Source organism: Porphyromonas sp. C0026D3 (genome assembly GCF_056590775.1).
The window spans coordinates 230,036-253,472 of sequence record NZ_JBWPWU010000002.1; the positions used below are offsets into that span (position 1 = coordinate 230,036).

At 44.8% G+C, this 23,437-nt stretch carries 22 protein-coding genes and 1 pseudogene; 8 read left to right on the forward strand and 15 right to left on the reverse strand.

The annotated features are described in order from the left end of the window. Positions 1-14: 14 nt before the first annotated feature. Positions 15-293, forward strand: a complete 279-nt coding sequence (locus tag AC1EK1_RS02485) for a LysO family transporter (protein WP_480305505.1) — start codon at positions 15-17, stop codon at positions 291-293. Between the two features lie 80 nt (positions 294-373). Further along, entirely contained in the window at positions 374-994 is a 621-nt protein-coding gene (locus AC1EK1_RS02490; RefSeq protein WP_480305506.1) for a LysO family transporter, read from the forward strand. A gap of 10 nt (positions 995-1,004) precedes the next feature. On the opposite strand, the gene AC1EK1_RS02495 is transcribed toward AC1EK1_RS02490, so the two are convergent. Together AC1EK1_RS02495 and purN are read right to left on the reverse strand one after the other, a co-directional pair. After that, positions 1,005-1,148, reverse strand: coding sequence for a hypothetical protein (locus tag AC1EK1_RS02495; protein ID WP_480305507.1), 144 nt, complete (start codon positions 1,146-1,148; stop codon positions 1,005-1,007). Continuing rightward, positions 1,135-1,719 (reverse strand): phosphoribosylglycinamide formyltransferase, encoded by a 585-nt coding sequence (gene purN, locus AC1EK1_RS02500; RefSeq protein ID WP_480305509.1) that lies wholly within the window; start codon positions 1,717-1,719, stop codon positions 1,135-1,137. Before purN ends, AC1EK1_RS02495 begins: the two co-directional genes overlap by 14 nt. Positions 1,720-1,872: 153 nt before the next feature. On the opposite strand from purN, the gene AC1EK1_RS02505 reads away from it, so the two are divergent. The 3 genes from AC1EK1_RS02505 to rnc all read left to right on the forward strand — a co-directional run bounded on the left by AC1EK1_RS02505 (position 1,873) and on the right by rnc (position 4,380). Beyond that, positions 1,873-2,118: an acyl carrier protein gene (locus AC1EK1_RS02505; protein ID WP_480305510.1), complete on the forward strand. Its 246-nt coding sequence runs from the start codon at positions 1,873-1,875 to the stop codon at positions 2,116-2,118. 187 nt (positions 2,119-2,305) lie between these two features. Continuing rightward, positions 2,306-3,562, forward strand: a complete 1,257-nt coding sequence (gene fabF, locus AC1EK1_RS02510; protein ID WP_480305512.1) for a beta-ketoacyl-ACP synthase II — start codon at positions 2,306-2,308, stop codon at positions 3,560-3,562. A gap of 35 nt (positions 3,563-3,597) precedes the next feature. Next, positions 3,598-4,380: a ribonuclease III gene (gene rnc, locus AC1EK1_RS02515; protein ID WP_480305514.1), complete on the forward strand. Its 783-nt coding sequence runs from the start codon at positions 3,598-3,600 to the stop codon at positions 4,378-4,380. A 270-nt stretch (positions 4,381-4,650) separates the two neighbouring features. Here rnc and AC1EK1_RS02520 read toward each other — a convergent pair whose 3' ends face one another. The 6 genes and pseudogenes from AC1EK1_RS02520 to AC1EK1_RS02545 all read right to left on the reverse strand — a co-directional run bounded on the left by AC1EK1_RS02520 (position 4,651) and on the right by AC1EK1_RS02545 (position 11,208). Next, positions 4,651-5,169 carry a phospholipase D family protein gene (locus tag AC1EK1_RS02520; protein ID WP_480305515.1) on the reverse strand — a complete coding sequence of 173 codons (519 nt, stop codon included), beginning with the start codon at positions 5,167-5,169 and terminating at the stop codon, positions 4,651-4,653. A gap of 16 nt (positions 5,170-5,185) precedes the next feature. Next, positions 5,186-6,253: a hypothetical protein gene (locus AC1EK1_RS02525; RefSeq protein WP_480305517.1), complete on the reverse strand. Its 1,068-nt coding sequence runs from the start codon at positions 6,251-6,253 to the stop codon at positions 5,186-5,188. Positions 6,254-6,255: 2 nt separating this feature from the next. After that, positions 6,256-7,107 (reverse strand): ATPase domain-containing protein, encoded by an 852-nt coding sequence (locus tag AC1EK1_RS02530; protein ID WP_480305519.1) that lies wholly within the window; start codon positions 7,105-7,107, stop codon positions 6,256-6,258. A 384-nt stretch (positions 7,108-7,491) separates the two neighbouring features. Then, positions 7,492-7,614, reverse strand: a pseudogene (locus tag AC1EK1_RS02535) (site-specific integrase); the annotation flags it as partial. Between the two features lie 100 nt (positions 7,615-7,714). Then, positions 7,715-8,107, reverse strand: coding sequence for a (deoxy)nucleoside triphosphate pyrophosphohydrolase (locus tag AC1EK1_RS02540; RefSeq protein WP_480305521.1), 393 nt, complete (start codon positions 8,105-8,107; stop codon positions 7,715-7,717). Positions 8,108-8,109: 2 nt separating this feature from the next. Further along, on the reverse strand, positions 8,110-11,208 hold the full coding sequence (locus AC1EK1_RS02545; protein WP_480305593.1) for a DEAD/DEAH box helicase: 3,099 nt from the start codon (positions 11,206-11,208) through the stop codon (positions 8,110-8,112). A gap of 512 nt (positions 11,209-11,720) precedes the next feature. On the opposite strand from AC1EK1_RS02545, the gene AC1EK1_RS02550 reads away from it, so the two are divergent. Continuing rightward, on the forward strand, positions 11,721-11,876 hold the full coding sequence (locus AC1EK1_RS02550; protein ID WP_480305523.1) for a hypothetical protein: 156 nt from the start codon (positions 11,721-11,723) through the stop codon (positions 11,874-11,876). Positions 11,877-12,514: 638 nt separating this feature from the next. After that, complete coding sequence (locus AC1EK1_RS02555) at positions 12,515-13,342, forward strand: hypothetical protein (RefSeq protein ID WP_480305525.1); 828 nt, start codon at positions 12,515-12,517, stop codon at positions 13,340-13,342. A gap of 97 nt (positions 13,343-13,439) precedes the next feature. On the opposite strand, the gene AC1EK1_RS02560 is transcribed toward AC1EK1_RS02555, so the two are convergent. Continuing rightward, positions 13,440-14,561: a hypothetical protein gene (locus AC1EK1_RS02560; protein ID WP_480305526.1), complete on the reverse strand. Its 1,122-nt coding sequence runs from the start codon at positions 14,559-14,561 to the stop codon at positions 13,440-13,442. Between the two features lie 1,093 nt (positions 14,562-15,654). On the opposite strand from AC1EK1_RS02560, the gene AC1EK1_RS02565 reads away from it, so the two are divergent. After that, positions 15,655-16,620 (forward strand): CfxA family broad-spectrum class A beta-lactamase, encoded by a 966-nt coding sequence (locus AC1EK1_RS02565; protein ID WP_004339683.1) that lies wholly within the window; start codon positions 15,655-15,657, stop codon positions 16,618-16,620. A gap of 92 nt (positions 16,621-16,712) precedes the next feature. Here AC1EK1_RS02565 and AC1EK1_RS02570 read toward each other — a convergent pair whose 3' ends face one another. The 6 genes from AC1EK1_RS02570 to AC1EK1_RS02595 all read right to left on the reverse strand — a co-directional run bounded on the left by AC1EK1_RS02570 (position 16,713) and on the right by AC1EK1_RS02595 (position 23,418). Beyond that, entirely contained in the window at positions 16,713-18,116 is a 1,404-nt protein-coding gene (locus AC1EK1_RS02570; protein ID WP_004292734.1) for a hypothetical protein, read from the reverse strand. 282 nt (positions 18,117-18,398) lie between these two features. Beyond that, positions 18,399-19,514, reverse strand: a complete 1,116-nt coding sequence (locus AC1EK1_RS02575; protein WP_480305528.1) for a DUF6371 domain-containing protein — start codon at positions 19,512-19,514, stop codon at positions 18,399-18,401. A gap of 3 nt (positions 19,515-19,517) precedes the next feature. Next, positions 19,518-20,615 carry an AAA family ATPase gene (locus AC1EK1_RS02580; protein ID WP_004348225.1) on the reverse strand — a complete coding sequence of 366 codons (1,098 nt, stop codon included), beginning with the start codon at positions 20,613-20,615 and terminating at the stop codon, positions 19,518-19,520. A gap of 5 nt (positions 20,616-20,620) precedes the next feature. After that, a complete protein-coding gene (locus AC1EK1_RS02585; RefSeq protein WP_004338328.1) occupies positions 20,621-20,995 on the reverse strand; it encodes an excisionase family DNA-binding protein in 375 nt (124 codons plus the stop codon). 199 nt (positions 20,996-21,194) lie between these two features. Then, positions 21,195-22,052, reverse strand: coding sequence for a transposon Tn4555 protein TnpC (tnpC, locus tag AC1EK1_RS02590; RefSeq protein WP_004339687.1), 858 nt, complete (start codon positions 22,050-22,052; stop codon positions 21,195-21,197). Positions 22,053-22,299: 247 nt separating this feature from the next. Beyond that, positions 22,300-23,418: a tyrosine-type recombinase/integrase gene (locus tag AC1EK1_RS02595; RefSeq protein ID WP_004338318.1), complete on the reverse strand. Its 1,119-nt coding sequence runs from the start codon at positions 23,416-23,418 to the stop codon at positions 22,300-22,302. Positions 23,419-23,437 lie beyond the last annotated feature (19 nt).

The window sequence follows — 23,437 nt, forward strand, 5'->3', positions numbered from 1 at the left end:
GCCAACAACCCGGTATGACTTTTGTCCTCTACATCATTGGAGCAATGATTGTGGGCGTGCTTTTTGGCTGGATCTTGCGCAACAAAAAGCTCGCCTTCATCTCCCCCACCACCATGACCTTGGTCTGCATACTACTCTTCGTCCTGGGCGTCCAGATCGGCTCCAACAAGCAAGCCATAAAAGAGCTGGGCACACTCGGTGTCCCCACCATCCTCATCACCGTTTGCGCCATGGGCGGAAGCATTGTGATGGGCTGGCTACTATGGAAAATAATGAACCGCAAAAACAGATAAAATCCACCCCCGACGAGCTTGTCGGAAAAAGACAACGCCCTGCCGGCTAATCCACCACCACTTGAGCAAACACAGGCAGAATGAAAGACACCGTATATATCTTGATCGCTTTTGTCATAGGCATCATTTTGGGATACTTTGTGGATATCCCCGCCGCCAAAGAAGAGACACTGCCATTGGTCATCCTCTGCGGCATCCTCTTCTTGGTCGGCATGAGTGTTGGCTCCGACTCCAAGACAATTCGAGCCATACTCAACCTTCGAGTCGAGTTACTCTTATTGCCGGCAATGAGCATCATCGGCAGCCTAATCGGGACACTGGTCGCCACCCTGGTACTGAGAGAGATGGGCGTATTTGCGGGTTTGGCTATTGGATCCGGACTGGGCTACTACTCAGCCTCCAGCGTGATCATTGGCGACATACTCGGACCATCGCTTGCGGCCGCTGCGCTATTCTCCAACGTCCTCCGCGAAGTATCGACACTGATCCTGGCCCCACTTGTGGCCAAAAACTTTGGTCCCTTGGCGACGATCAGTTGTGGTGGCGCCAATACCTCGGACGTTGTCCTACCGGTGATTCTCCGCAACTGCGGAGAAGAGTATGCCGTACCCTGTATCTACAACGGCATTGCATGCACATTTTCCGTGCCGTTTTGCGTCAGCTTCTTTTGCGCACAGCAGCTGGCCCTATCCGGCATTTGATTGAGAGGATTCACTGCACGCCACCGGCACACCACTCAGCTATCACCTGGGGGAAGTACTTGTGCTCGAGAGCATGCACCTTGTTGGCCACATCATCAGCTGTGTCTACATCAGGGTCGATAGCCACACGAGCCTGAGATTCACTGCACGCCACCGGCACACCACTCAGCTATCACTTGGGGGAAATACTTGTGCTCCAGCGCATGCACCTTGTTGGCCACATCATCAGCTGTGTCTACATCAGGGTCGATAGCCACACGAGCCTGAAAGACCGTATGTCCCCGATCGTACTGTTCGTCAATCTCGTGTATGGTGATTCCGGTGACCGTCTCACGGGCCTGCAACACCGCCTCATGCACATGATGCCCATACATCCCCTTACCCCCGTACTTTGGCAACAACGCAGGGTGGATATTGAGGATACGATTCGGATAAGCCTCTAGCAAAAAAGGAGGGATCATTCGGAGATAGCCAGCTAGGACGATGCGGTCCACCCCATAGCTTCTCAGAAAAGGAAGGAGAACCCCTGGGTCGTTGAGCTCAGCGGCCGTAAAGTGGTGCTCTGCGATCCCCAACCTTTTGGCGCGCTCACGGACATAGGCATCCTTACGATCCACAACGACACATCCGATCCGTATCCCGAGATTGGAATTTTTATCTAGGTAATGGGCAATGGCCTCCATGTTCGTTCCACTTCCGGAAGCAAAAACAGCTAAAGTAATCATACAAAAGGGTCTAAACTGCACACTAGATATGGCGATGTGCAGATTATTGGTATATTTGCACAGAGAAAATACGACAAATGCACAATAAATGGTAGATTTGCCAAAACAAAGTTAGATATAAATAATTAATAACCAAACAGCAACAAGAAAGATATGGCAACAAGAGAAGAAATTGCCGCAAAGGTAAAAAACATCATCGTCGACAAGCTAAACGTAGATGCCTCCGAAGTCACCGAGAATGCACACTTCACCAATGACCTTGGTGCAGACTCGCTGGACACCGTAGAGCTGATCATGGAGTTTGAGCAGGAGTTCAACATTGAGATTGAAGACGACCAAGCTCAGAAGATCCAGACAGTAGGAGACGCTATCACCCACATAGCCGAAGCCCTCAAGTAAGGTTTTCGGACCAAATCAAGATGCATATTTTGGGCAGAAACCGAGACTCCGGCTCACGACCAACGAGCCAGAGCAGTGTTTTTGCCCAAATTGTTATCCACACCATGTGAGAGAGCGTATCCCCCTGGTTTCCATCGGGATGATGTTGTCCGTGTATTGTATTTCCCTAAAGTAAAGCCCAAGATATATGCCTAAAAAAAGAATCGTAGTCACCGGAATCGGAGCGATCACCCCCCTCGGCAAAGATGCCCCCACGACCTGGGAAGCCCTCAAAGCCGGAAAAAGCGGTGCGGCACCTATCACACTCATCGACACCGAGCGCTTCAAGACCCGGTTTGCCTGTGAGGTGAAGGACTTCTCCCCCAATGATTACTTTGATCGAAAGACAGCACGCAAGTACGATCGCTATGCCATGTTTGCCAGCATCAGCGCCGACGAAGCAATCGCCGACTCCGGGCTTGATCTGTCCCAAGAAGACCTCAATCGCATCGGAGTAGTTTTTTCCAGCGGAATTGGCGGGATCATTACATTTGAGGAAGAAGCGATGCAGTACGATCCACAAAGAGGCCCAAAATACAACCCCTTTTTCATCCCCAAGATGATCTCCGACATGGCGGCCGGCTACATCTCCATGAAGTACGGTCTCCACGGTCCCAACTATGGTGTCGTATCCGCATGCGCCTCATCCACCAATGCGATCATTAGTGCATGCGACACGATCCAGCTCGGTCGCGCAGACGTCGTCGTGACCGGTGGCGCCGAAGCAGCCATCAGCATCAGCGGGCTCGGAGGATTCAATGCGATGAATGCCCTCTCCGTACGCAACGACAGCCCCGAGACCGCCTCACGCCCCTTTAGTGCCAGCCGAGACGGCTTTGTACTGGGCGAAGGTGGAGCCGCACTCATACTGGAGGAGTACGAGCATGCCAAAAAGCGCGGGGCCACGATCTATGCAGAGGTAAAGGGCTGCGGACTCTCCGCCGATGCCTACCACCTCACAGCCTCACACCCCGAAGGACTGGGCGCCAAGCTAGTCATGAGAAATGCCCTCAGCGATGCAGGACTTCGCCCATCCGACGTCGACTACATCAACGTACATGGCACCTCCACTCCGGTGGGAGACATCAGCGAAGTCAAGGCCATCCTCGACGTTTTTGGAGAAGACGCCTATGCCCTAAACATCAGCTCCACCAAGTCTATGACCGGGCACCTACTTGGTGCAGCCGGAGCACTTGAGGCCATCGTCTGCATCAAAGCAATCCAGGAAGGCATCATCCCGCCCACCATCAACCACACCGAGGGAGACGAAGACCCGGAGATAGACTACAAGCTCAACTTCACGTTCAACCAAGCACAAAAACGTGACGTAAAGGTTGCCCTCTCCAACACATTCGGCTTCGGCGGACACAACGCATCCGCTATTTTCACAAGAGTAGAAGACTGACCACCACGACGGCAAAGCGACAAACACACCCCTAAATGTCCGGTTTCGTTTCAAAACTCAGGGCCATCCTCACGCCCCCAAAGCGTCTCCTGACCCAAAACTCGGAGCTCATCGAGTTTGTCAGCAAGCAGATCGGCACCAAGCCAAAAGAGATCCGCCACTACGAGCAGGCCGTCACTCACGCCTCCTACCCCTATATGGACAAAGGTGGGAGCAACGAGCGACTTGAGTTTTTGGGCGACAGTGTCTTGTCACAGATCATCAGCGATGCAGTCTACCACCTATATCCGGAGGAGGACGAGGGTGGGCTCTCACAGCTGCGTAGCTACCTAGTCAGTCGCAACAACATGAATCGAGCCGCCTCCAATATCGGACTCAGCAAAGTCCTACGCACAGGCCCCGGCATCAACCTCCAAGAGTCGGACATCCTGGGCAATGCACTGGAAGCTCTGGTAGGTGCCATATACCTCGACCACGGCATGAAAGTCGCCGTGAGCTTTGTGCGACGACACATCATCAAGTCACAAAAGTACGTTGAATCCGTGTCGACAAAAGAGGAAGACTACAAGACAGAATTCATCATCCTCATGCAAAAACACAAAGTAGACTACGACTTTGAATACCTAGGGGCCACCATGACAGCGCCCAACCGGATCATACACCATTGTCGCCTAGCCATCGGCCCCGACAGAGAGACCATCGCCACGGGAGAAGGTACGAGCAAAAAAAATGCGCACCAAGATGCGGCACAAAAAGCCCTCAAGTGGATCCGCGCCAACGAGCAGAATCTGACTCTGTGGGTGCCGGACCAAAAGTAAGCCGTCAAGGCCACATGGGGCCCCACCCCACTCCAAATTGCTAAGGGGGTGTGTCCAAACTGAGTTTGGACACACCCCCTCTTTTTGGCATCTTCACTCCAAAAGCCGGACGCCTTTTTCCATCTATCCGTCTAAGCGATCGCTTCTATCCGTGAAAAGTTTCGCTTCTATCCGTGAAACCGATCGCTTCTATCCGTGAAACTTTTTGCCCCTCTCCGAGCGGGAAAAATAGGGTCCTAAAAGACTGGTCCTCCAAGGATAATGAGACTCTTATTCACAATACAATTTTCGCCCGCACTGCGAGCAATGACTACCACTCCACACACTATCAAAATGTTTAATGGCTGCATCCACTAAACTTGACTCATTAGTCAGAATGCCTGCCTCAAAGTTTCGCCTAAATTGACTTTTGATACCCACCCCAGCTCCAGTTAGATTAGCAGAGCCAATATAAGCTGTATGACAGTCAATAATAATTATCTTAAAGTGCACTCGAGGACATCGCATCCTCAATAGTTGATTTCCTAGTATCGGATATGAATGGAGCTCCTTCATAAAAATCTCTCCTGGTTGCTTGGCGTGTAGTAATCGAACCTCTACGTTTCGCCTTAGTAATATTGATAAGACTTCTAGAAAAGGAATTACTTCCCGCCCTCTACGGACGTATAAATCCTTCAAATCTGATGTGCCTAACCAAAGCTCATGCTTAGTAGATAAAGCCATAGAGAGTACATCATTATAGTGCTCCATATCAGCTATGTACTTAATATAGGGTAGGGTGGTATTCATCTGTGTTTACTATTTTTTATGTCAAACTAATATAATTCTTGATATCGTGCTTGTCTAATAATGAATTCATGGCAAATTGAGCAATCCTATTCCTGGTGAGGTCATCCTGAGGCATATATTCATTGTGAGTAGCAAATTCCGTAAGGTCATTGTACAAATCCCACCAGTTGATATGAGACATAGCTAAATGCTCTCGCCCACTGAGATTGATACCACGCAATTGATATTGGTTGGCGATCTCCTTATATGGCACCAGTTCATCCAATATGGCTTCGGGTACCCTTGTATTTAAGGTCTGTAGAAAGCCATATATTCTCGTCAATTCTCTCATGGACACAAAAGTTTCAATCGCTTCATTGGCTTTTTTCTTAAATTGCTCCAGCCCAGCATGGATAATTTCTTCGTTTTTTGAGACTTTTATCAGTGCAGTTAGCCTTGAGGATGCAAAGTCATAAACCCGACTTTTCATCTGGTTGATTTGCTGTGTTTGACCATTTAAGCAGACTAATCTCACATAATAATTACCAAGCTCTATAGAGACGCCATCCCACTTAAGATACAGCCCATCTGTCGTAAAGTCATTTCGCGTTACGATGGATGATATTCGTGGGGTCTGTTGCTGCAAATAGATTACGATATCCATCTCTCCATGCAATGAACTTTCTATCTTTTCTACTCTCATGTTTGTAGAATCTATGAAAAGCTCTGCAAAGTCAAAGAATGCGTCTACCGGGATAAATTGTTGCTTGGGAATTAGGAGATTTGTGACCACTTTAGCATCTGGATCTGCTAAGATGACCACCTCTTTTACTGAGGTCATACTATTAGCTACTGTTAAGTAATTCCTAAAGTTAGCCTCTCCTTGTACCCCCGAGCAATTTCTAACCTCTTCTAATTGCCTCTTACTCGTCCCGATACTGCTATTCAACTTATCTATCACCCTAGGTGACATTTCCAAGTCGACCCCAGAGACGTTAAAGATCTCACCCTCTACTTGCTTGATCTCGTCAAGTCTTACCACTTTGTGAGGGGATATTTTTTTACTGGCATTGTCTCGATACTTTCTGAAATCTGTCAGTTCCATAATTAATCATCTATGTTTGTACTAAATAATTCATCAAAAGCCATATTGCTTCTCCTGATATCTCTAGCTAAATCATGTCTCATATTCCTAATTTTTATATCATTTTCAAAGCGTTCTAAATCAAATTCGACATCCCCCGTTGTTGCAAGGTTATAGTAGAGTTTTACTCCTACGTCCCCTCTTCTATGCTTGGAAAATACGATATAGCGCTCTGAGTAGATGTTTCTTGGATTATCAAGTCTCAATTCCATCATTGCAGAAATACTATGTTTCAATCGATTAGAGCCAATAAAAGTACCACTCTTGGTTACCTGCTGAATTGAGATGAAAGTAGTATGTTTTTTTCTTAAATTAATCGCCTTATTGTTTTTCTTCATTAGGGAGAGTAAATAACTTTCTGCTTCCTTCATCGTAATATCCTCTTCCTCCTTTATTATTCCTTGGAGTTCATAGAATGAATCGATCGCTATAATATCCCATCCCTGATTCACAATTTCCATTATCGTAGTCCAATTATGGGTACTTTCCTCTTCGAATACATGACTTTCTATAAATAGGATATTAATGAAGCTAAATTTAGGGAAGCGATGTACATATATTGCAAGATCAATTTCATTCATTTCTGCGCTGATGAAAAGAATTCTTGCAGTACTGTGTTTTTGCATTACATTTGCAAGAAAATCAAGAAGAATAGTAGTCTTTCCAGTCCCTGGATCTCCGATAATCATATAGTGCACTCCTTTTGGGAGACCGCTGTAAGACGACATCAATGAATCAATTATTGTTCCCGATTCAAAGGTCTCAAATAGCGACTTATCAAAAGTCAAGTCGTGCATCCTTACTATCTTATCCATAGACATGGTACTATTTTGCTTTCTACTACGATTCTTCTCAGTAGGCTACATCCATTCTTTATTTCTTCTCTTTAATTATTTCATAGCGTGCTCACATGCTATTCTATCTCCTCCACCAAGCTTACACAAAGTGTGGAAGCCTATTCCCGCTTATTTCTCCAACACAAAGGTAAGAACACCTTGTGCCAATTGTGGGCACATGATTATTGGAATCACACTCTCGTGAATATTAGTAATTTGTGAAGTATTTATTGGGATACTTTCTATTCCCTTTGGCAGAGAACCAAAGGAGGAGGGAGGAGGCTTTTAGCCACAAAGCTAAATATCTCAACTTGTGAGATATTTAGCTTTGCGAGTCGCTTAGATAGGCAGCTTTCTTAATGCTTACTTCAGGCAGATTTTGTTGGTGGTTTTGCGTTTCTTGGCGTTGATGAGGTCGGCGTAGATCTGGGTGGTGGAGACATTCTTGTGGGTCAGCATTTTGGAGACGGTGTAGATGTCTGTTCCATGGAGCATTGGAGTACTAGATTGATTATCCGAATAGGTTTTCTGGTTGGTCTCATTTGTGAGTTACTAGAAACTTATGGGCTAGCTTTGAATGCAATCGTTATCTCGTCAATTGTGTTTTTAATACCCCTATAAGTTTCCTATCTGCTGGTAACCATTCCACACTATCGAGGGTTTCTGCAGTTAGCCAGCGTGCTGATTTATGTTCTCGAAGCTCAATCTCTCCAGCCGTAATTTGACACAGGTAGCAGTGCATAATCAAGTGGAATGATGGATAGTCGTACTCGGTGGTGTAGAGAAATTTGTCGATAGCAATCTCTACACCTAGTTCCTCTTGGATTTCGCGTTGGAGAGCGACCTCACGACTTTCGCCTGGTTCGATCTTGCCACCGGGGAACTCCCACATCCCCTCAAACTCTCCATATCCACGTTGTGTGGCGAAGTAAGTCCCGCCACGATGTATGACTGCAGCTACGACTTCTATATTCCTCATTGTCAGATAGCTTTTAAGTATTGTGACATTGCGGGTTTGTGTAGCTTCCAAGTCACATTCATTGGGAAGTCATCGTGTGATGAAACATAGTCGACCATTCCGAAGCAATGAAAAGGGGATGTAAAGCCAAATCCATCTTTCTTCTCCTCTCGGACAAAAAGTATGATATTGCTTTTTGTTTGCGATTGCTCTGTATATCGGCGACCACCATTATTATTGTGCGAGTCTGTATTCTGCGACTGCCAGTGGAAGAAGTCTTCATTAATTAAGTAGTCATTATACTGCGTGGAAGGAGAGAAGTCCTTTTCCGACTTGTTCAGTGTTACAAATAATAGCGTGGTATTGTGCTCTTGTAGGTTGAACACACCAGATGCCACACCCTGCATTTTTACTTCTGCAGTCTGTCGTCCGACGAGTGTAAATACCTCCTCACGAGTGTAGCAGCCATACAATTCCATCCCAGGGATACTCTCGATACCAATGGGCGTGGTCTTGATACTTATATTAGCTAATAAGTAGGCGACTATTTCGGATGCTTCCTGCTTGAAACAAGCATATTTTTTGTCGAATAGCAGATCCAATGCTTCATTTATATTGCTAAAGCCGGCTTTGCTGATCTTATCCTGGAATAGCACATAATATAGCATTATCGCATACGTTTTATACGCTTCGTCGAGGTGTACCCTTTCGCCATCAATAAACCGCATGACAAAGCGGAGGAATGAAACGGTATTGTGGTGAATCAAGTTTGCCATTCCTTTCTCCAAACGCTTTGTTACTGCATCATCACTATATGCGATTCGTCCAGCTGCACGCTTCAAAGAAGACCAGCAATTGGCCCCCTGATAGATCACGCGAATATCCTGCCCATTATTCTCTAAAAACTGTGAGATGGTCGGTATCGATGGGTAACTATTTATCTCCTTGATGAGACGCCTTTTGTTATAGATAGCACTTGATATATTATCGAGGATATATTGTCGTGCCATCTTCTCCATCACAATACTACACCCCATAGGAAGTAGAGTGAAACCTTCTTCTATCTGTTTTTGGATATTTTTTTCAGGGTGTAATGTGAGTGCCCGGAATCGGCTAGCGAAGTCATATTTGCGATTGGCTTGTGCAACGAAATCGAGGACTGTCAGCTCTGTCTTTCCGGCAGAAAGACGCAAACCACGACCTAGCTGCTGGAGGAAGATGGTTAAACTTTCGGTAGGACGAAGGAATAGCACGGTATCAACTTCGGGAATATCGATACCTTCGTTGAAGATATCAACGACACAGAGATAATGAAGAGAACCATCTCTTAATTTCTCAGAGAGTCGCTTGCGCTCATCAGGTGGCGTGTCTGATGTGAGGCTTTGTGCTCTGAAGCCATATAGCCCCAACTGCTCAGCCATAAAGTTTGCATGGCGTTTGTTTACGCAGAAACACAAGGCTCGGCAGGTGTATTCATCCGCCAGATATTTGTGCAATGAATCAACGATAAGTCTTGCTCTTGCCTTAGAGCATAGCTTATCGGCCAGACGCTCAATATTGTACTTCAGTCCACTCCATAGACTCTCATCGCTTAGGTCTGTGTCATCAGAAACACACAAGTACTGGAATGGTGTTAGCAATCCCGCCTGCAACGCCTGAGGTAATCGTATTTCAGCACTTATTCTGCCACCAAAATCGGGACGTAAGTCTTGACCATCCATACGCTCCGGTGTTGCAGTTAGACCGATAAGGAGCTTTGGAGTGAAGTGGTCAAATAGTTTGCGATAGCTATTTGCTTGGCTATGATGTGCCTCGTCAATAACAATGTAGTCGTAATAGTCTGCATCCAACGACGCAAAGAACTCCTCGAAACGAGAATTGAACATAGAAATAGAGACAAACAAATGATCGTACTCACTTGCGTCACGCGGGCTATTTGCCCCTACCCAAAGTGTCCCAAAATTGGCATCCTGCAATACACTTCTAAATGTACTCAACGATTGTCTTAGTATCTCTTCTCTATGAGCTGTGAATAGGATGCGAGCTCTCGAATGCGTTCGGGCAAACTCTTGGTAGTCGAATGCCGAAATAACGGTCTTGCCTGTTCCGGTTGCAGCTACAATAAGATTCTTGAAATTGCCTCTGTCCTCCCGCTCTACACGTAGCTTGTCGAGTATCTGTTTCTGATGGGGTAACAACGAATATCGTTGATAAACCATCTCAAAAGTATTTGAGTGGAATATGTTGCGATGAATTTCTTTATTGAACTTCTCAATGCCACCTATACGGAAATCCTCAAAGTTGGGACTATTCCAATACATCTCGAAGGTCGCAAGTGCGGTCTTTATGATATGTGGGTTCTCAACACTCGTAACACGCATATTCCATTCCAGACCTTCGGTCTGTGCGGACTTGGATAGATTTGATGAGCCAATGTAGGCTGTGTTCATGCCAGAATTGCGAACAAAAATGTACGACTTTGCGTGCAAGCGTTCTATATTGGTGTTATATGAGATCCTTATCTCTGTATTCGGCAATTCAGCTAACTGTACAATGGCCTTTGCCTGTGTGGCTCCGCAGTAGGTCGTGGTGATGATACGCAAACGAGTTCCCTCACGGCTACAAAATTTAGTGAGCTCATCAAGCAAAAGTCGGACACCAGAAACTTTTAGAAATGATACGATAAAGCATATCTCATCAGCACTTGCAATCTCTCGGCGGATCTCCTCACTCAAAGATAGTGTACTACTACCACCTGTAAAAAGGTTGCTGACACGAAAGCCGGATATAGGGCGAACAGTATGTGTATTACTCTGAGCTTGTAGAGTAGCCTTTTGCCGGCTCATAACCTCAGCTAATAAGTCTGTTGGTTTTACGATTTGCTTGTCATCAAGCAACCCCGCATCAATCATAATGCGATTGATAAGATTTACTCGATCCTGCTGTCCCTCAATATCCTCAAGCTTCTGACAGATAGCTTTGGCAAGATAATTTGCCAATAATTGTGGCGACTCGGCACTGTCTATAGGTTGCTGAACGCATACCAACCCAGACCGTTCTGCTTGCTGAATATCACGTTCTGTTTCCCTATTAATTATATGTTCGTATACTCCAGACTTCATCACAGTTCTATTGATTGCTTTTATTCTAACCTTTAGGGGCCTTCACTATCTCGGATAGCAAAGGATAGGTTGATGACCATTGCAAACATACGAGTACAATGTACAAAAAATCTCACAGGGCTTCTTGAATTCCAAGTTTGTTTGGTCCTCTGAGTGCCTCCGTGATGATTGCTGCAGGATAAAACGTAGCTTCACTTGCCGATACACTCATTTCCCTCCTTTTGTATCAACTTCATTTCCAGGCCTCAACAAACTTCTCGGTACACCTCGGAAATGAAAGGTTAGCTTCCATTTGGAAATAGCCAATTTAGACTATGAGTTACGCATGCTCCTTGCCGATGACGGCAAGGAAGGAGTATATTTGCATTGGAATAGTATTTAGTGATGGTGGATATGGACTTTATCTCTGTGAAGGAATATGCTGCAGCTCATGGATATTCAATGTCCAGATGAAAGCCAAGGTGGAATGAGAGTACGAAGCAGTTAATCTCCACCGTAAAAAGCTGACTCTAATGGAAGAAGAACAAAGAAAACTTACATATCCTGTAGATTATTTGTTCAAGGGGAATAGGCCGGGCAACCACTTTGAAATAGCAAAGCACTTTAAGCCCTTTTCAAAGATGAGATCATCAAGACCGAAGAAACGGACACCGGGCATGGTCGCATAGAAAGTCAAGTGATGGAGTCCATTGTTGATCCTCCGAGATTCAAACAGATAGAGCTGTACAAGGATTTGGACCACTGGGAAGGATTGCGCCCTATTCACAAGATGACAAAGCGAAGATACAGCAGAAAAGAGGGCTCAAAGAGTGTCGAAGCCTCCTACTTCACCTCTTCTCTGCAAGATCCCACAAAGTATTCCGTCTGATCCGGAGTCATTGGGCGGATAGAAAACAATCTGCATCACTGCCTCGACATGGTCATGGGAGAAGACAAGTTCCTCAGACACAAGGGAAACGGCGCCAAGAACGTTAATATCATTCGCAAAATAGCACTCTTCCTTCTCGAGCGGTTGAAGAAAAAGAAGAAAAGAACCCTAGCGGCTCTGTAAAAGATTAATGCCACCAAAGACCCCACCGATATCATCACCAGTCGACTACCTCTAAACTTCAAATGCGTGAGCTCTGATTGGATTAACTACATTATCGGAAGTGATAGTTTTTTTAAAGGATTGCCGTGATAAACAGAGACGATATTAAAGGCATTGAACTGATAGATCTTTAATTCTCATTTTAACACTTTGCAATTAGAATCCACTTAATTTCCAATACCTATTAATTAATCTATACTACAAAAGAAAGGAGCTATGTCCATAAATGGCATAGCTCCTCTTTATATTTGCAGTGGTCGTTTAAGTGTAACAATTATAAATAGTCTCTCAATGGTAGATAGAATCGCTTTTGAAGATGAGGTAAGGAGCTTATTCAATCAATCTTGTATCAAGAAGGTTGAGTGTGATATCCTTAGTCTTTATCAGGAGTATGAAAGAAGAAAGGATAGGCGTGCTAGGAAGGTATTTGCAATAAAGCAACTGCTCAACCTCCGTAAATATTTGCTGGAGGAGGATTTCCAACTAAATGAAGCGAGTAGGCAACTATTGGTGGAATTTAATAGTGCCTTAAAGGCTCAGTTGGAAGAGATGTGGAAGCAAACGATTGCACTCGGAGAGAAAGCAGTATATCGCAGTCCTTTCTCTGATACAGAGGCGATAGGGAAGTGTTTCTTGGGGTATAACTACTCAAGTATACATCCTGTTCAGACTATTCGTGCCAAAAAGATGTGGAATATACTTAATGGTTGCCTTGCCACTTTTGAGCCTCTGTATGATGATGGTGTAACCCACTGCTTTAGTGTACAACCATCGGTTGATGGGTTAGAATACGATTCTTGTAATCAAGTACTATATCTCGGTGAGGAAATTGACAATTGGAATGAAGGATTGGACGAGGAGTACACGAAGGACCTTCATCTTATTTATGCGTTTCACAACCTATGGGAGCATATGCATTTCTCTATCTTTGACCTGCTTTGGGTTAGAGACTTTAGTGTGGAGTTAATTTTAGAGAGTTCTTATACTACATACTCTGGTGATTATGATGACCTTGACTGGAGTAAATATGATTTTTATAACTAGAAACACCTCCAGGCCACTTTGACCTATACACCACTACTTCAATAGTAATTTCTTTGTTTTCTAAAGAGCTTTATGCAGATTGACAGGACCGAATAGGTCATTCTAAAGAATACTTTTCAATGACTTCCTTAAACTCCTCAGGATAGTTTGCTTTCAAATAAGCCATTTGGTAGGCGATCCAAGTGTAGCAAACGGCATGTGCTTTCATGAAAGCGAAGACAGCATTTCTCTCAATTGCGTCCCAAGTCTTTTTTAGGTTATGCCTTGGGTGTCCATTTTCAAGACCACCTTCCATAAATTGAGCCTTTAACGTAGGAATTAAAGCTATTCGTTTTTTACATACAACCCTCCTTAGCAGATCACTCTCGTCCCTTGTGAAGTTTGAGATTAAGCGTGCTATCCGCATTATTTGCTCTTGGTATACGATTACTCCGTATGTTTTGTCCAGAATTTTTCCAACCTCTGGAAGAGGGTACCGTATTGGTTGCTTCTTGTTTTTTCGTTTAATAAGCATTCTGATGTCAGCTGTCCTATACGCTTGAAATAAACTATTCAATGCTGCTAATTCCTCAAGGCATGTGGGATGAAACTCAATGAGAAGCTCCCGCATCTCTTTCGTTTCGAACTGAAATATTTCTTCCGTTCTCCCTTTTTGGAACAACTCGAATGTCTTAGTATCATCTATTGGAATTTTCTCTACATCTATGCTTACCCTTTTACTTGCTTTGATTACCTCTATGGTATCCCTCATTATTGACAATGCCTCCAATCCATAGAGCTCAAACTCCCCATTAAGAAAATCGCACGGATCACCATATTTTTGTCGCAACCAATCCATGACAGATTCCTTGCCTTCCAAGTCAATATCCAACGCAACATATGGGGTTAGTGCATCTAGTGGTCTAATGAATTGTTCAAATAACAAATCATACTTCAATGGGTCTACTTTAGTTATACCCAAGCAATAGTTTATTAAACTACTGGCTGCAGTACCACGACCAGGGCCCACCCATACACCGAGATGAGCCTGTGCTACGGTGACTACCTCATGCAAGAAAAGGAAAAAATCCGAGACCTCACGTTCTTCAATGATTTGCAACTCAAAATTTATTCTATCAGAAACATCGTTGGGAAGTTGTTCTCCGTATAGCTCCTTAGCTTTAGTGAATGACAACTGCCTAAGATGTTCGTGTCCTTTATCTGTAATGGCAGCAAGCATATTTTGTTTGTAATTGTTATGTCGCATAAGACTTATCGTTGACGATAGCTACTCTTTTTTATTTTGAAATATGTGGATGATTAAGTGCACTTTCAAGCCTACACTTACTTTTAACTCCACCAATATATCAAATGCCTCCCTAAAAACCTAAAAGCAGGCAGTAAGCTTTATTATATCGTACTTTTTGCTTCTCTCCGTGATCATAAGGATCTCCGATTTCCTGTAATAATCAGTATTTACAACCGATTATTACTCAATATTTTATAGATAATAAGTCAGAAATATGGTTGTTATTTTTAATTGCACATTCTAAAAGGTGAAGATTTAACGCTTTTATTGATTATTAACTCAAAAAGGACATCAACTTGGGTCGTTTCTTCTCTTTTCCTTGCTATTCGTTTCCGATATTCCACTTTTGTTTTGGTCTATCTCATATGTACTGCAAAGGTATTGATTTTTGTTTGATATTGCTCCTTGCTTGCTCCTTGTCGTAGATTAATTTTCACACAGGAATTTTTGTTCTCTTTCTATAGGGGCTTGAAACAATCCATTTATTGGAAACAATTAAAGACGGAGCTGGTTTGCCCCAGTGCTTTTTAAGAAACAGGGCAATTATTTTATCTCCACAAAGGCTCTTGTTCCCAATTATGAGGAAAGCCTAATAAACGAGTTCTTACTGATGGGTATTTCGATAAAAGCTGCTTGAAATCTGCAACAAAAGTGTTGCCCATAGAAATGGAGTTAAGCCAATACACCACATAGCAGAGTTGCGGATAAAGTGTTTGTTCACGGAACGAGAAATCCGTAATCCATGTGTTTGGCATACGCATAGGCATCATTGGCTTGACAGGAAAGACCCGATTTGACAGTCTTGAATGATGGGCGCAGCAATTACGAAGTACGGGTCTGGGTACGGATTAAAAGGCTAAGTGATTATTTCCAGTCATTTAGCCTTTTTAATTATCTAATTTTTCCCCACATTTTCCCCACAGCTGTCTATTTATATATTTTAGAAACATATTTTTCCGTAAAGTTATGTACCTTTGTCGGCAAATAAAGATATTCTCGTCAAACAAATATAAATAATATAAACATGGAAAAAAACAGAAAAAAACAAATCGTAGTTTTGAGTATAGCTTTAGTTTGCATTTTCATCTTGGTATTTTCATTGTTCCATAAATCAGCGACAAAAGATAGCGCAAATCCTCCTTTAACAAATGTTTTGACTGATAGCATTTCTCAAATTGTCTCAGCTTGTCCTGGCGAAATTGGTGTGGCGGTTATTGTTAATAACAGAGATACGGTTAAGGTCAATAATAAGAGTGTTTATCCTATGATGAGTGTGTTTAAGGTTCATCAGGCATTAGCTCTTTGTAATGACTTTGACAATAAAGGAATTTCACTTGATACCTTAGTAAATATAAATAGGGATAAACTTGACCCAAAGACTTGGAGTCCTATGCTGAAAGATTATTCAGGGCCAGTCATATCATTGACAGTGAGAGATTTGCTGCGTTATACTCTTACTCAGAGTGACAACAATGCAAGCAACCTTATGTTTAAGGATATGGTTAATGTCGCTCAAACAGATAGTTTTATAGCCACACTCATTCCTCGTTCAAGTTTTCAGATAGCTTATACGGAAGAGGAAATGTCGGCTGACCATAACAAGGCTTACTCTAACTATACATCTCCTCTTGGTGCTGCAATGTTGATGAATCGTTTGTTTACTGAAGGTCTTATCGATGATGAGAAACAAAGTTTCATTAAGAATACGTTAAAAGAATGCAAAACAGGTGTAGATAGGATAGCAGCTCCACTTCTTGATAAAGAAGGGGTTGTTATAGCGCATAAGACAGGTTCAGGTTATGTTAATGAAAATGGTGTTCTTGCAGCTCACAATGATGTTGCCTATATATGTCTGCCTAATAATATCAGTTATACCTTAGCGGTATTTGTTAAGGATTTCAAGGGAAATGAATCACAAGCGTCACAATATGTTGCGCATATATCAGCTGTAGTATATTCTTTATTAATGCAAACTTCAGTAAAATCTTAAACTGCACTTGCTTTGATAATTAATGATAAACAATCTAAAAGCACTCTAATCGTTATCGGAGTGCTTTTAGATTACTAATCAAATTGCTTCTATTATAATTTGAATCCTCTACTTTTTCTTTCTTCCTGTTGCGGCACTCTTGCTCCATATCTAAGCCTGTGCCATTGCTCCCTGAACCAGTCGGCAATCGGCTTCCTGTTTATTGTCAGGTTCAGCCTGCTTTCATCGTCAGGGTCATTTTCCACCCTTAAAATATCATCCTTTATATCAAAGTTCCGCCTGTGTTGCTCGGAATAGATTTTACCGCTACATTTCAGGGCTTCTTTTTTGACTATAAGACTTTCAGTCATTTCTTTAGAGAATCCCAGCATGGCACAAAACTTTTCCATGCGCAGCATTTCCCTGAACATCGGAAACCACCTGAAAGCCTTGTCTATGATTCTGGCGAGCCGTGACAGTTCTTTTTCTTTCATGTCAAGTTCCTGCCTGTGCATTTCTCTGAGATTGTGGATTTGCGTATCATGCTGTTTCTGCATCTGCTGTACTTGGCTCTGCAATTTTTCAATATTGGTGTTCCGTTTTGAAACCTCGTCTTGCAGTTTTTCGTTGGCACGTTCCAGTTCTTTCAGTTTTCCACTCCCGAAAAGAGAAGCAACTCCACTAGTTATGGCTGTCGCTGCCGTGGTGGCTGTCTTCTTTAACTTGTCAGTGCGTATTTCTGATTTCACCTGTTTCAGTTCCTGCTCGGCAAGATTTATCTGTTCTTCTTTGTGCCGTTTGGCTGCATCCATGCGTTGCAGTTCAGCTTTCTGCTTCTCAATGATAAAGTCGTTCCGTTCCAGATGCTCCTTACCAGTGACAGCCTTTGACTGCCCGCGTTCCATCAGCAGGATGTCGGATGCAAGGGTCTGCATCTGCATCATGTCATCGTCATTGAGCTTTCGGCTCTTTCCTGTTTCGTGGTTCATCCAGTCGAAAACGATATGGGCATGATAGTTCGGCTTGAACCATCTGTCCCCGACTTTGAAGCTTTCCCTGTCTTCCGCTTCCGGCTGACCGTTCAGCCAATGCCCTTCATCCTTGTGCAGGAAGATTTGCAGCGGTGTGATTCCCCAGCGTCTTTGACACTCCTCACCGAATTTACGCACGTCTGCCAGTGTGGTGTCCGACCTGACAAGCAGCACTCCTTCACGTATGGGGGAGCATCCCGCAATCTTGACTATTTTACCGTTCTTGCCTTTGCGTTCACGCTCCTTTTCCTGCATGGCACGTCCGGTCTTTTCCTTTACCATCTGTCTGATATTGTCATAATGCATCCGCAAATCCGGACTGCCGAAGTCGGGATTTATCCACTGTTCGTTATCGGTGGATAGTTCAGGAACGACATAGATTCTGGACTCTCCGATGTGGCGCATGTATTCGGCAGTCCTCCTGTTGTGAGCCTCGCTCGATGCGATGTTGCAGGGCTTGATATGTATGCTTGATTTTGTTGCCATAGATACTTGTTTTTTGGTTTGTACTTTATTGTTTGCTTTTCCGCTGTCCGTAAACGCATGGGGTTCTTAGGGGTGCAACCCATAAGCGGAGATTGCAAAGAGAGGGTCACTCTTTGCTCTGGGTTCTCAGGGGAGAAACGCCCTGAGTGGGTCATTAGGGTAAAACCCTAATCCCCTCGGGAGAGCCCACAACTACGTAAGCGGAGCGTGTAGTTATAGTGGGCTATATCAATGGCAAGCCATTGTCTGCAAACTCCAGCCTACGGCTTCCGCTCTCCTCCGTCAGGGAGGTTTTTCATCATCGTTGCCGATTGGAGATGCACCGACCAGCACAAGGTCTAAATCGTCTATCAGTTTTTGCAGGACGGGATTCTTCTCTATCATCCGCTGGAGGATTCTCTCAGCCTCGACCAAGTGGTTGGCTGTACTCATCACCTTGCCCTCCCGTATCTGAAAGATAATCCAATCGGCTATGTCGATATGGGCTTCTTTTTGTTTCGGGGTGGCATTCCTTTCGATGATGTCCGAAACCACCACCTTACAAAAGTACATGCTCTCGGCTCGCTGTTTCCACTCGGCATAAGCATCGGCATCGGGAAAGAGAAGCACGGTTCGCCCTGACAGTACACGGAGTTTCTCTTCTCTCATCTGACTCTTACCACCCGTAGCCAGCCATACATAATCGGGGAAGATAGCAGAACCGATAACGGCACTCTTCTCGGATTCCACCAAGACCACCACCTTGTCGGGATGCGTTTTCAACAAGTGTTCCCCGAAAAGGCATTGGGATAGTTGCCAATCCTCTGCCAACACACGCTGCTTTTTCAATATGCTGTGTATCCAGTTCACTGCCGATGTCTGTCCTCCCTTGATACGGTGTCCGTCTTCGGGATTGTACTGCATCACCTTTCCCGTGCGTACCTTGCCCGTCCTGTCTATCTGCCAAAAGATAACAGAGCCGTCATGGGTAGCCCCCAAACGGTATTCCTCCAACAACCGCTTCAACACCTCTTTCGCCTTGTCGCCATAGTAGGAAGTAAGGAGTGTGAAGAGGAAACGGAAGAAATTGCTACGCTCGCTTTGCGACTTCTCCACATAGTGAGGGGGAATATAGCCGATGGCTGTCGGCTTACTTTGCTGCTTCACTTTCTTCTGCTCTGCTCTTTGCCTGTCAAAAGAGAAATCATTGGTAGTTCTGTGTTCAGGATGCTCTTGAAAATACTCTTTCGGAGTGTAGTGATACCCACAACCGCTTTCGTGGTTACATCTGCCGACCGATGGATGCAACGGCACATTATTTTCGTCCACGTAATAGACGAAAGAATGCCTGTCTCCGCATTTGGGGCAGGTATGCCGTGTTGCCGTTCCTTTATACTTCTGTAATGAATAATTGCCCATAGCTTAGTCCGTTTTTGATGGTTGATTGTCGGCTGTCCCATCCTGTCCCATTGTCCCACACTCTAAGGGTTGGGACAGTGGGACACTTGGGACACCTGCGTTTTTACTCTCTTTGCTGCGCTGGATGATACGGTTTACGGTGGACTTGCCACAATTCACCTGTGAGGCTATCTCCCTGACGGACTTGCCCGATTGGGAGAGTTGCAGAATTTGGCAATCCCTTTGGCTTGATTCATTGTCGCCCAATTTTTTCAAGTGTTCCTTTTCCGTGGAATAGCCCCTGAACACGAACTGCAAGAAAGCATCCACCTTGTCAATCTCGTAAACGATTACATTATCCGCATCATGAGAGAACGTGCCATAGCGCACTTTAAGCTGCTTCACATAGCGAAGCCCTCCGTCTTGGGCACTTTTTCCAATGGTGAACACGCTGTCAAAGAAATTGTAGAGCCGTTTGCTTCCGGCAAGGTCGTTGGATGTGATGGGACAATCCAAAGAGCGTTTGGGCGTATGTGCTAGGACAAGGATAGAGAGCGCATATCTCTTTTTGAGATTGTTCAGCTGAATCATCAGCCGTCCTGCGGCATCGCCTTTCTCCATGGCGCAACACAGGTAGGTAAGATTGTCAATGATGAAAATCTTGCAGTCGGTCTGCACAGCCATCTGTTCAATGCCGCCTATGATAGCTTCCTCAAAGTTGGCATCCAAAAGCTGGTTGCAGTCAATAGACACCCGATAGAGTTTGTCGGGAAAGGTGTAGAGCTCTCCATGCTCGTTGGTATAGCGGAGCTGGAACTGCTTTTCGGACAGTTCAAAGTCCAGATACAGCACATTGTCGGTTCGGGCGATGCGGTCGGCTATCTGCACGGCAAGGATGGACTTGCCCACGTTGGAATCGGCAAACAAGCAGGAGAGTTCCCCCTCGTACCAAAAGCTGTCCCACAGCGCACGGGGCGTAGGCAATAACGATGCTTCAAGAATGGTTTGGTTTGCCGTCTTGATATTCATCATGCCTACACTGTCGGGCATACCGTTATGCGCTTGGGATGCTTTTGTGAGGTCGCCACGTATCAGGTTGATATAGTTCTTATCCTCTTCCATATCATTCACCAGTTACGTGGGTTGGGCTTGCGACGGTGGGAAGAGGATAAGGACTTGTTCAGTTCCTCGTCTGACAACGGTATGGGATTCTTTCGGGCGGTTTCCAGCCACTTGTCCAGTTCGTCACGGTAAAGGCAATAGCGTTTGCCGGGCTTGGTGGCAGGGATTGTCCCTTCTGACAGTTTCATGTAGAGCGTACCCTTAGGGATACCTAAATACTCTGCTGCCTCGTCCACAGACATGGGCACGTGGGTGTCCACCGTTTTGGCATTGTTCACACTGCGCTGCTCGGCGAGCAGGCTTTTCAGGCTCATCACTTCGTCTCGAAGCTGAGCGACAACCTCGGGGAGGTCGTTGAAGGTAAGAATTGATTTTTCCATTCGCGTACTCGTCTCTTTTGTAAGACTTGGCGCAAAGGACTGAAATGATATATCCGTGAATATCTCCACGACACGTCATTGCAAAATAATTCCCGAATAATTAAGCCCAGCCATAAATGACGGGTAAAATTACTCGGGAAACGATGTAAAACAGGCGGTTATGAGTTACCGGATGGTTGTCGTTGGTGTCGTGATTATCCTAATTCCGCACATAATCCTCGGGATAGTGGAAATCAAGTTTGCCGTTTTCGGGTTCATCAATGGGAATTTCCGTCTTTAACGGCTCTACCTTGAAATTCTTGATGGTTGATAAGTCTGTATCAGCAAACGATTTCGGGAAAAGGGCTTTGATGAACTTGGCACGGTTATCCCCATTGTAGTATCTCTTGTACAGGAAACGCTCAGAGATATTCCATACGAAGTGACGGAGTGGAATGTTGTTGATGTCTTTGGTAAACGGTCTTTGTATGGGCTTCGGGGTATAAGTGTTAAGATTCATCCATTTGTCCACCTCAGTACAGATGTGGTTCACGGTTTCTTGGTCGGCAATGCGAGGCAGGTAATAATGGCAATACTCCATGACCATGCGGATGCGCTCTTCCTTTTCCCGTTGCTCTCTGCTTGCGTAATTGGCACGGTTCTTTTCGTGAAGATCCGGGGCGATAGTAAGCTCTATCGGTTGTGTTTGGATAAGTGTCTCTTCTTTTGTCGGGGATGATTCGGGTACAGGCTCAGGGACTGATGTAGGTCCAGGCACAGATGTGGCTTCTTCAAGTGTATTTTGTGACAGTTCTTCCTGCACCTCTATGGCTTCGGCAATCGTTTCTTTCTTGCCGAACTTGATTTTGTAGATTTCGTATGTATCAAAGATAAGTGTCTGAAAGGAGAGATAGAGCAACCATCCCAACAGGTTACAGCATACGAATACTATCCACCTGACAAAGTTGTCTTGGTTGAAGCTGTCCGCTATTACCAGCGTGGCAATGGAAGATATTAGGACGATGGCGAAGCCGACAAAGCCCAAGATGATGTATTTGTCCTTGATTGATGATTCCATATTTCGTTGAGAGATTGAATGTTCCTGTATTATTTTGTGCAAAGTTAATGCTATTTTTCCCAATTACTGCCCGTTATTTGCGGTTAGAACGGTCTTTTTCAATGTATTTCACGAAATGTCATCATATCATACTCTGTTTCATACTCTGAGGGGCTTATAAATGGTGGCATCAAGCCAAAAACATAGAGGGGCGATTATAGCCTTGTAGCCATAACCGCCCCTCTGAATACCTGTCAATGTGAGACATTTATGCCTCCTTGCGCTTCAAGGTTATCTTGTCCACCACCTGACACATCTGCTGCGCTGCTATCTTGGAATAGATTTGTGTGGTGGTAATGTTCTTATGTCCGAGATAGGCTTGGATGACAGCCATGTCCGTTCCCATTTCCACGTGCAGGCTTCCGAAGCTGTGGCGGGTACAGTGAAAGGTGATTTTCTTGGTTATCCCTGCTGCCGTGAGCCACCGTTGGAGTGGTCCTTGCAGCATCTTGTCCTTGAAATCCTCAAAGATAAGTCCCTCGCCCCGTTCTCCCAGCAGTCCATAGGCTTCATCACTGATGGGGTTATGCACTATTTCTTTGGTTTTCTGCATACGGGTGGTAACGAACATCCTGCCGTTGGTGTATGGTTGTATCTGCTGCCACGTGAGCTGTCTGATGTCGCTCTTTCTCAGTCCCGTAAGACAGGCGAAAAGAAAAGCTTTTTTCAAGACCTCCTCCTCACAGGGTGTTTCGGCAAGCCGTATCAGTTCCTCTTGGCTCAAATGCTCCCTGATGGTGGGAATGCACTCGATGCGGTCTAAGAAGCCGTTTGGGTTCTCCTTTATCTTCCTGTCACGGTAAGCGGTGTGCAGCACGGCACGGAAAGTTGACCAATAGCCTGCTGCGGAGTTGATGTGCAGCTTTTGGTTGGTGTGGATGGATTGGGGTGCATCAAGCAGGTATTCCATGAACTTGCGGCACAAATCCACATCCACCTCCTCAAAGGTGCATTTGCCGTTCACGAACCGCTGGAAATGCTTGTATACGTGCTGCCACTTGATATTCTTGCGGTCAGCCAGTCCTTTGAAATAGGCAAGGAAATCGCCCTTCATCTTGGTCTTGTCAAAAAAGCCGTTGTTTTCATTGAAAATGGCTTCGTAGCGCTGGTTGCGCAGGATGACCGCTTTCTTCATCATGCGTGCGTTGAAGTCCCGTTCCTGCTGGTTTGCAGGTTTGGCGAAGATGTAAATTCCTAAGGCTTCACGTGTAATCACTCTCATGGTGACATTGTCACGGTAGCCGGGATAGTAGTCAAGGCATAGTGAATACTGTGTCCCGTTCTTAATCTTGCGCTTACGCAAGGTAACTGTTTTGCATTTACTCATAATAATTATGTTTTAATTG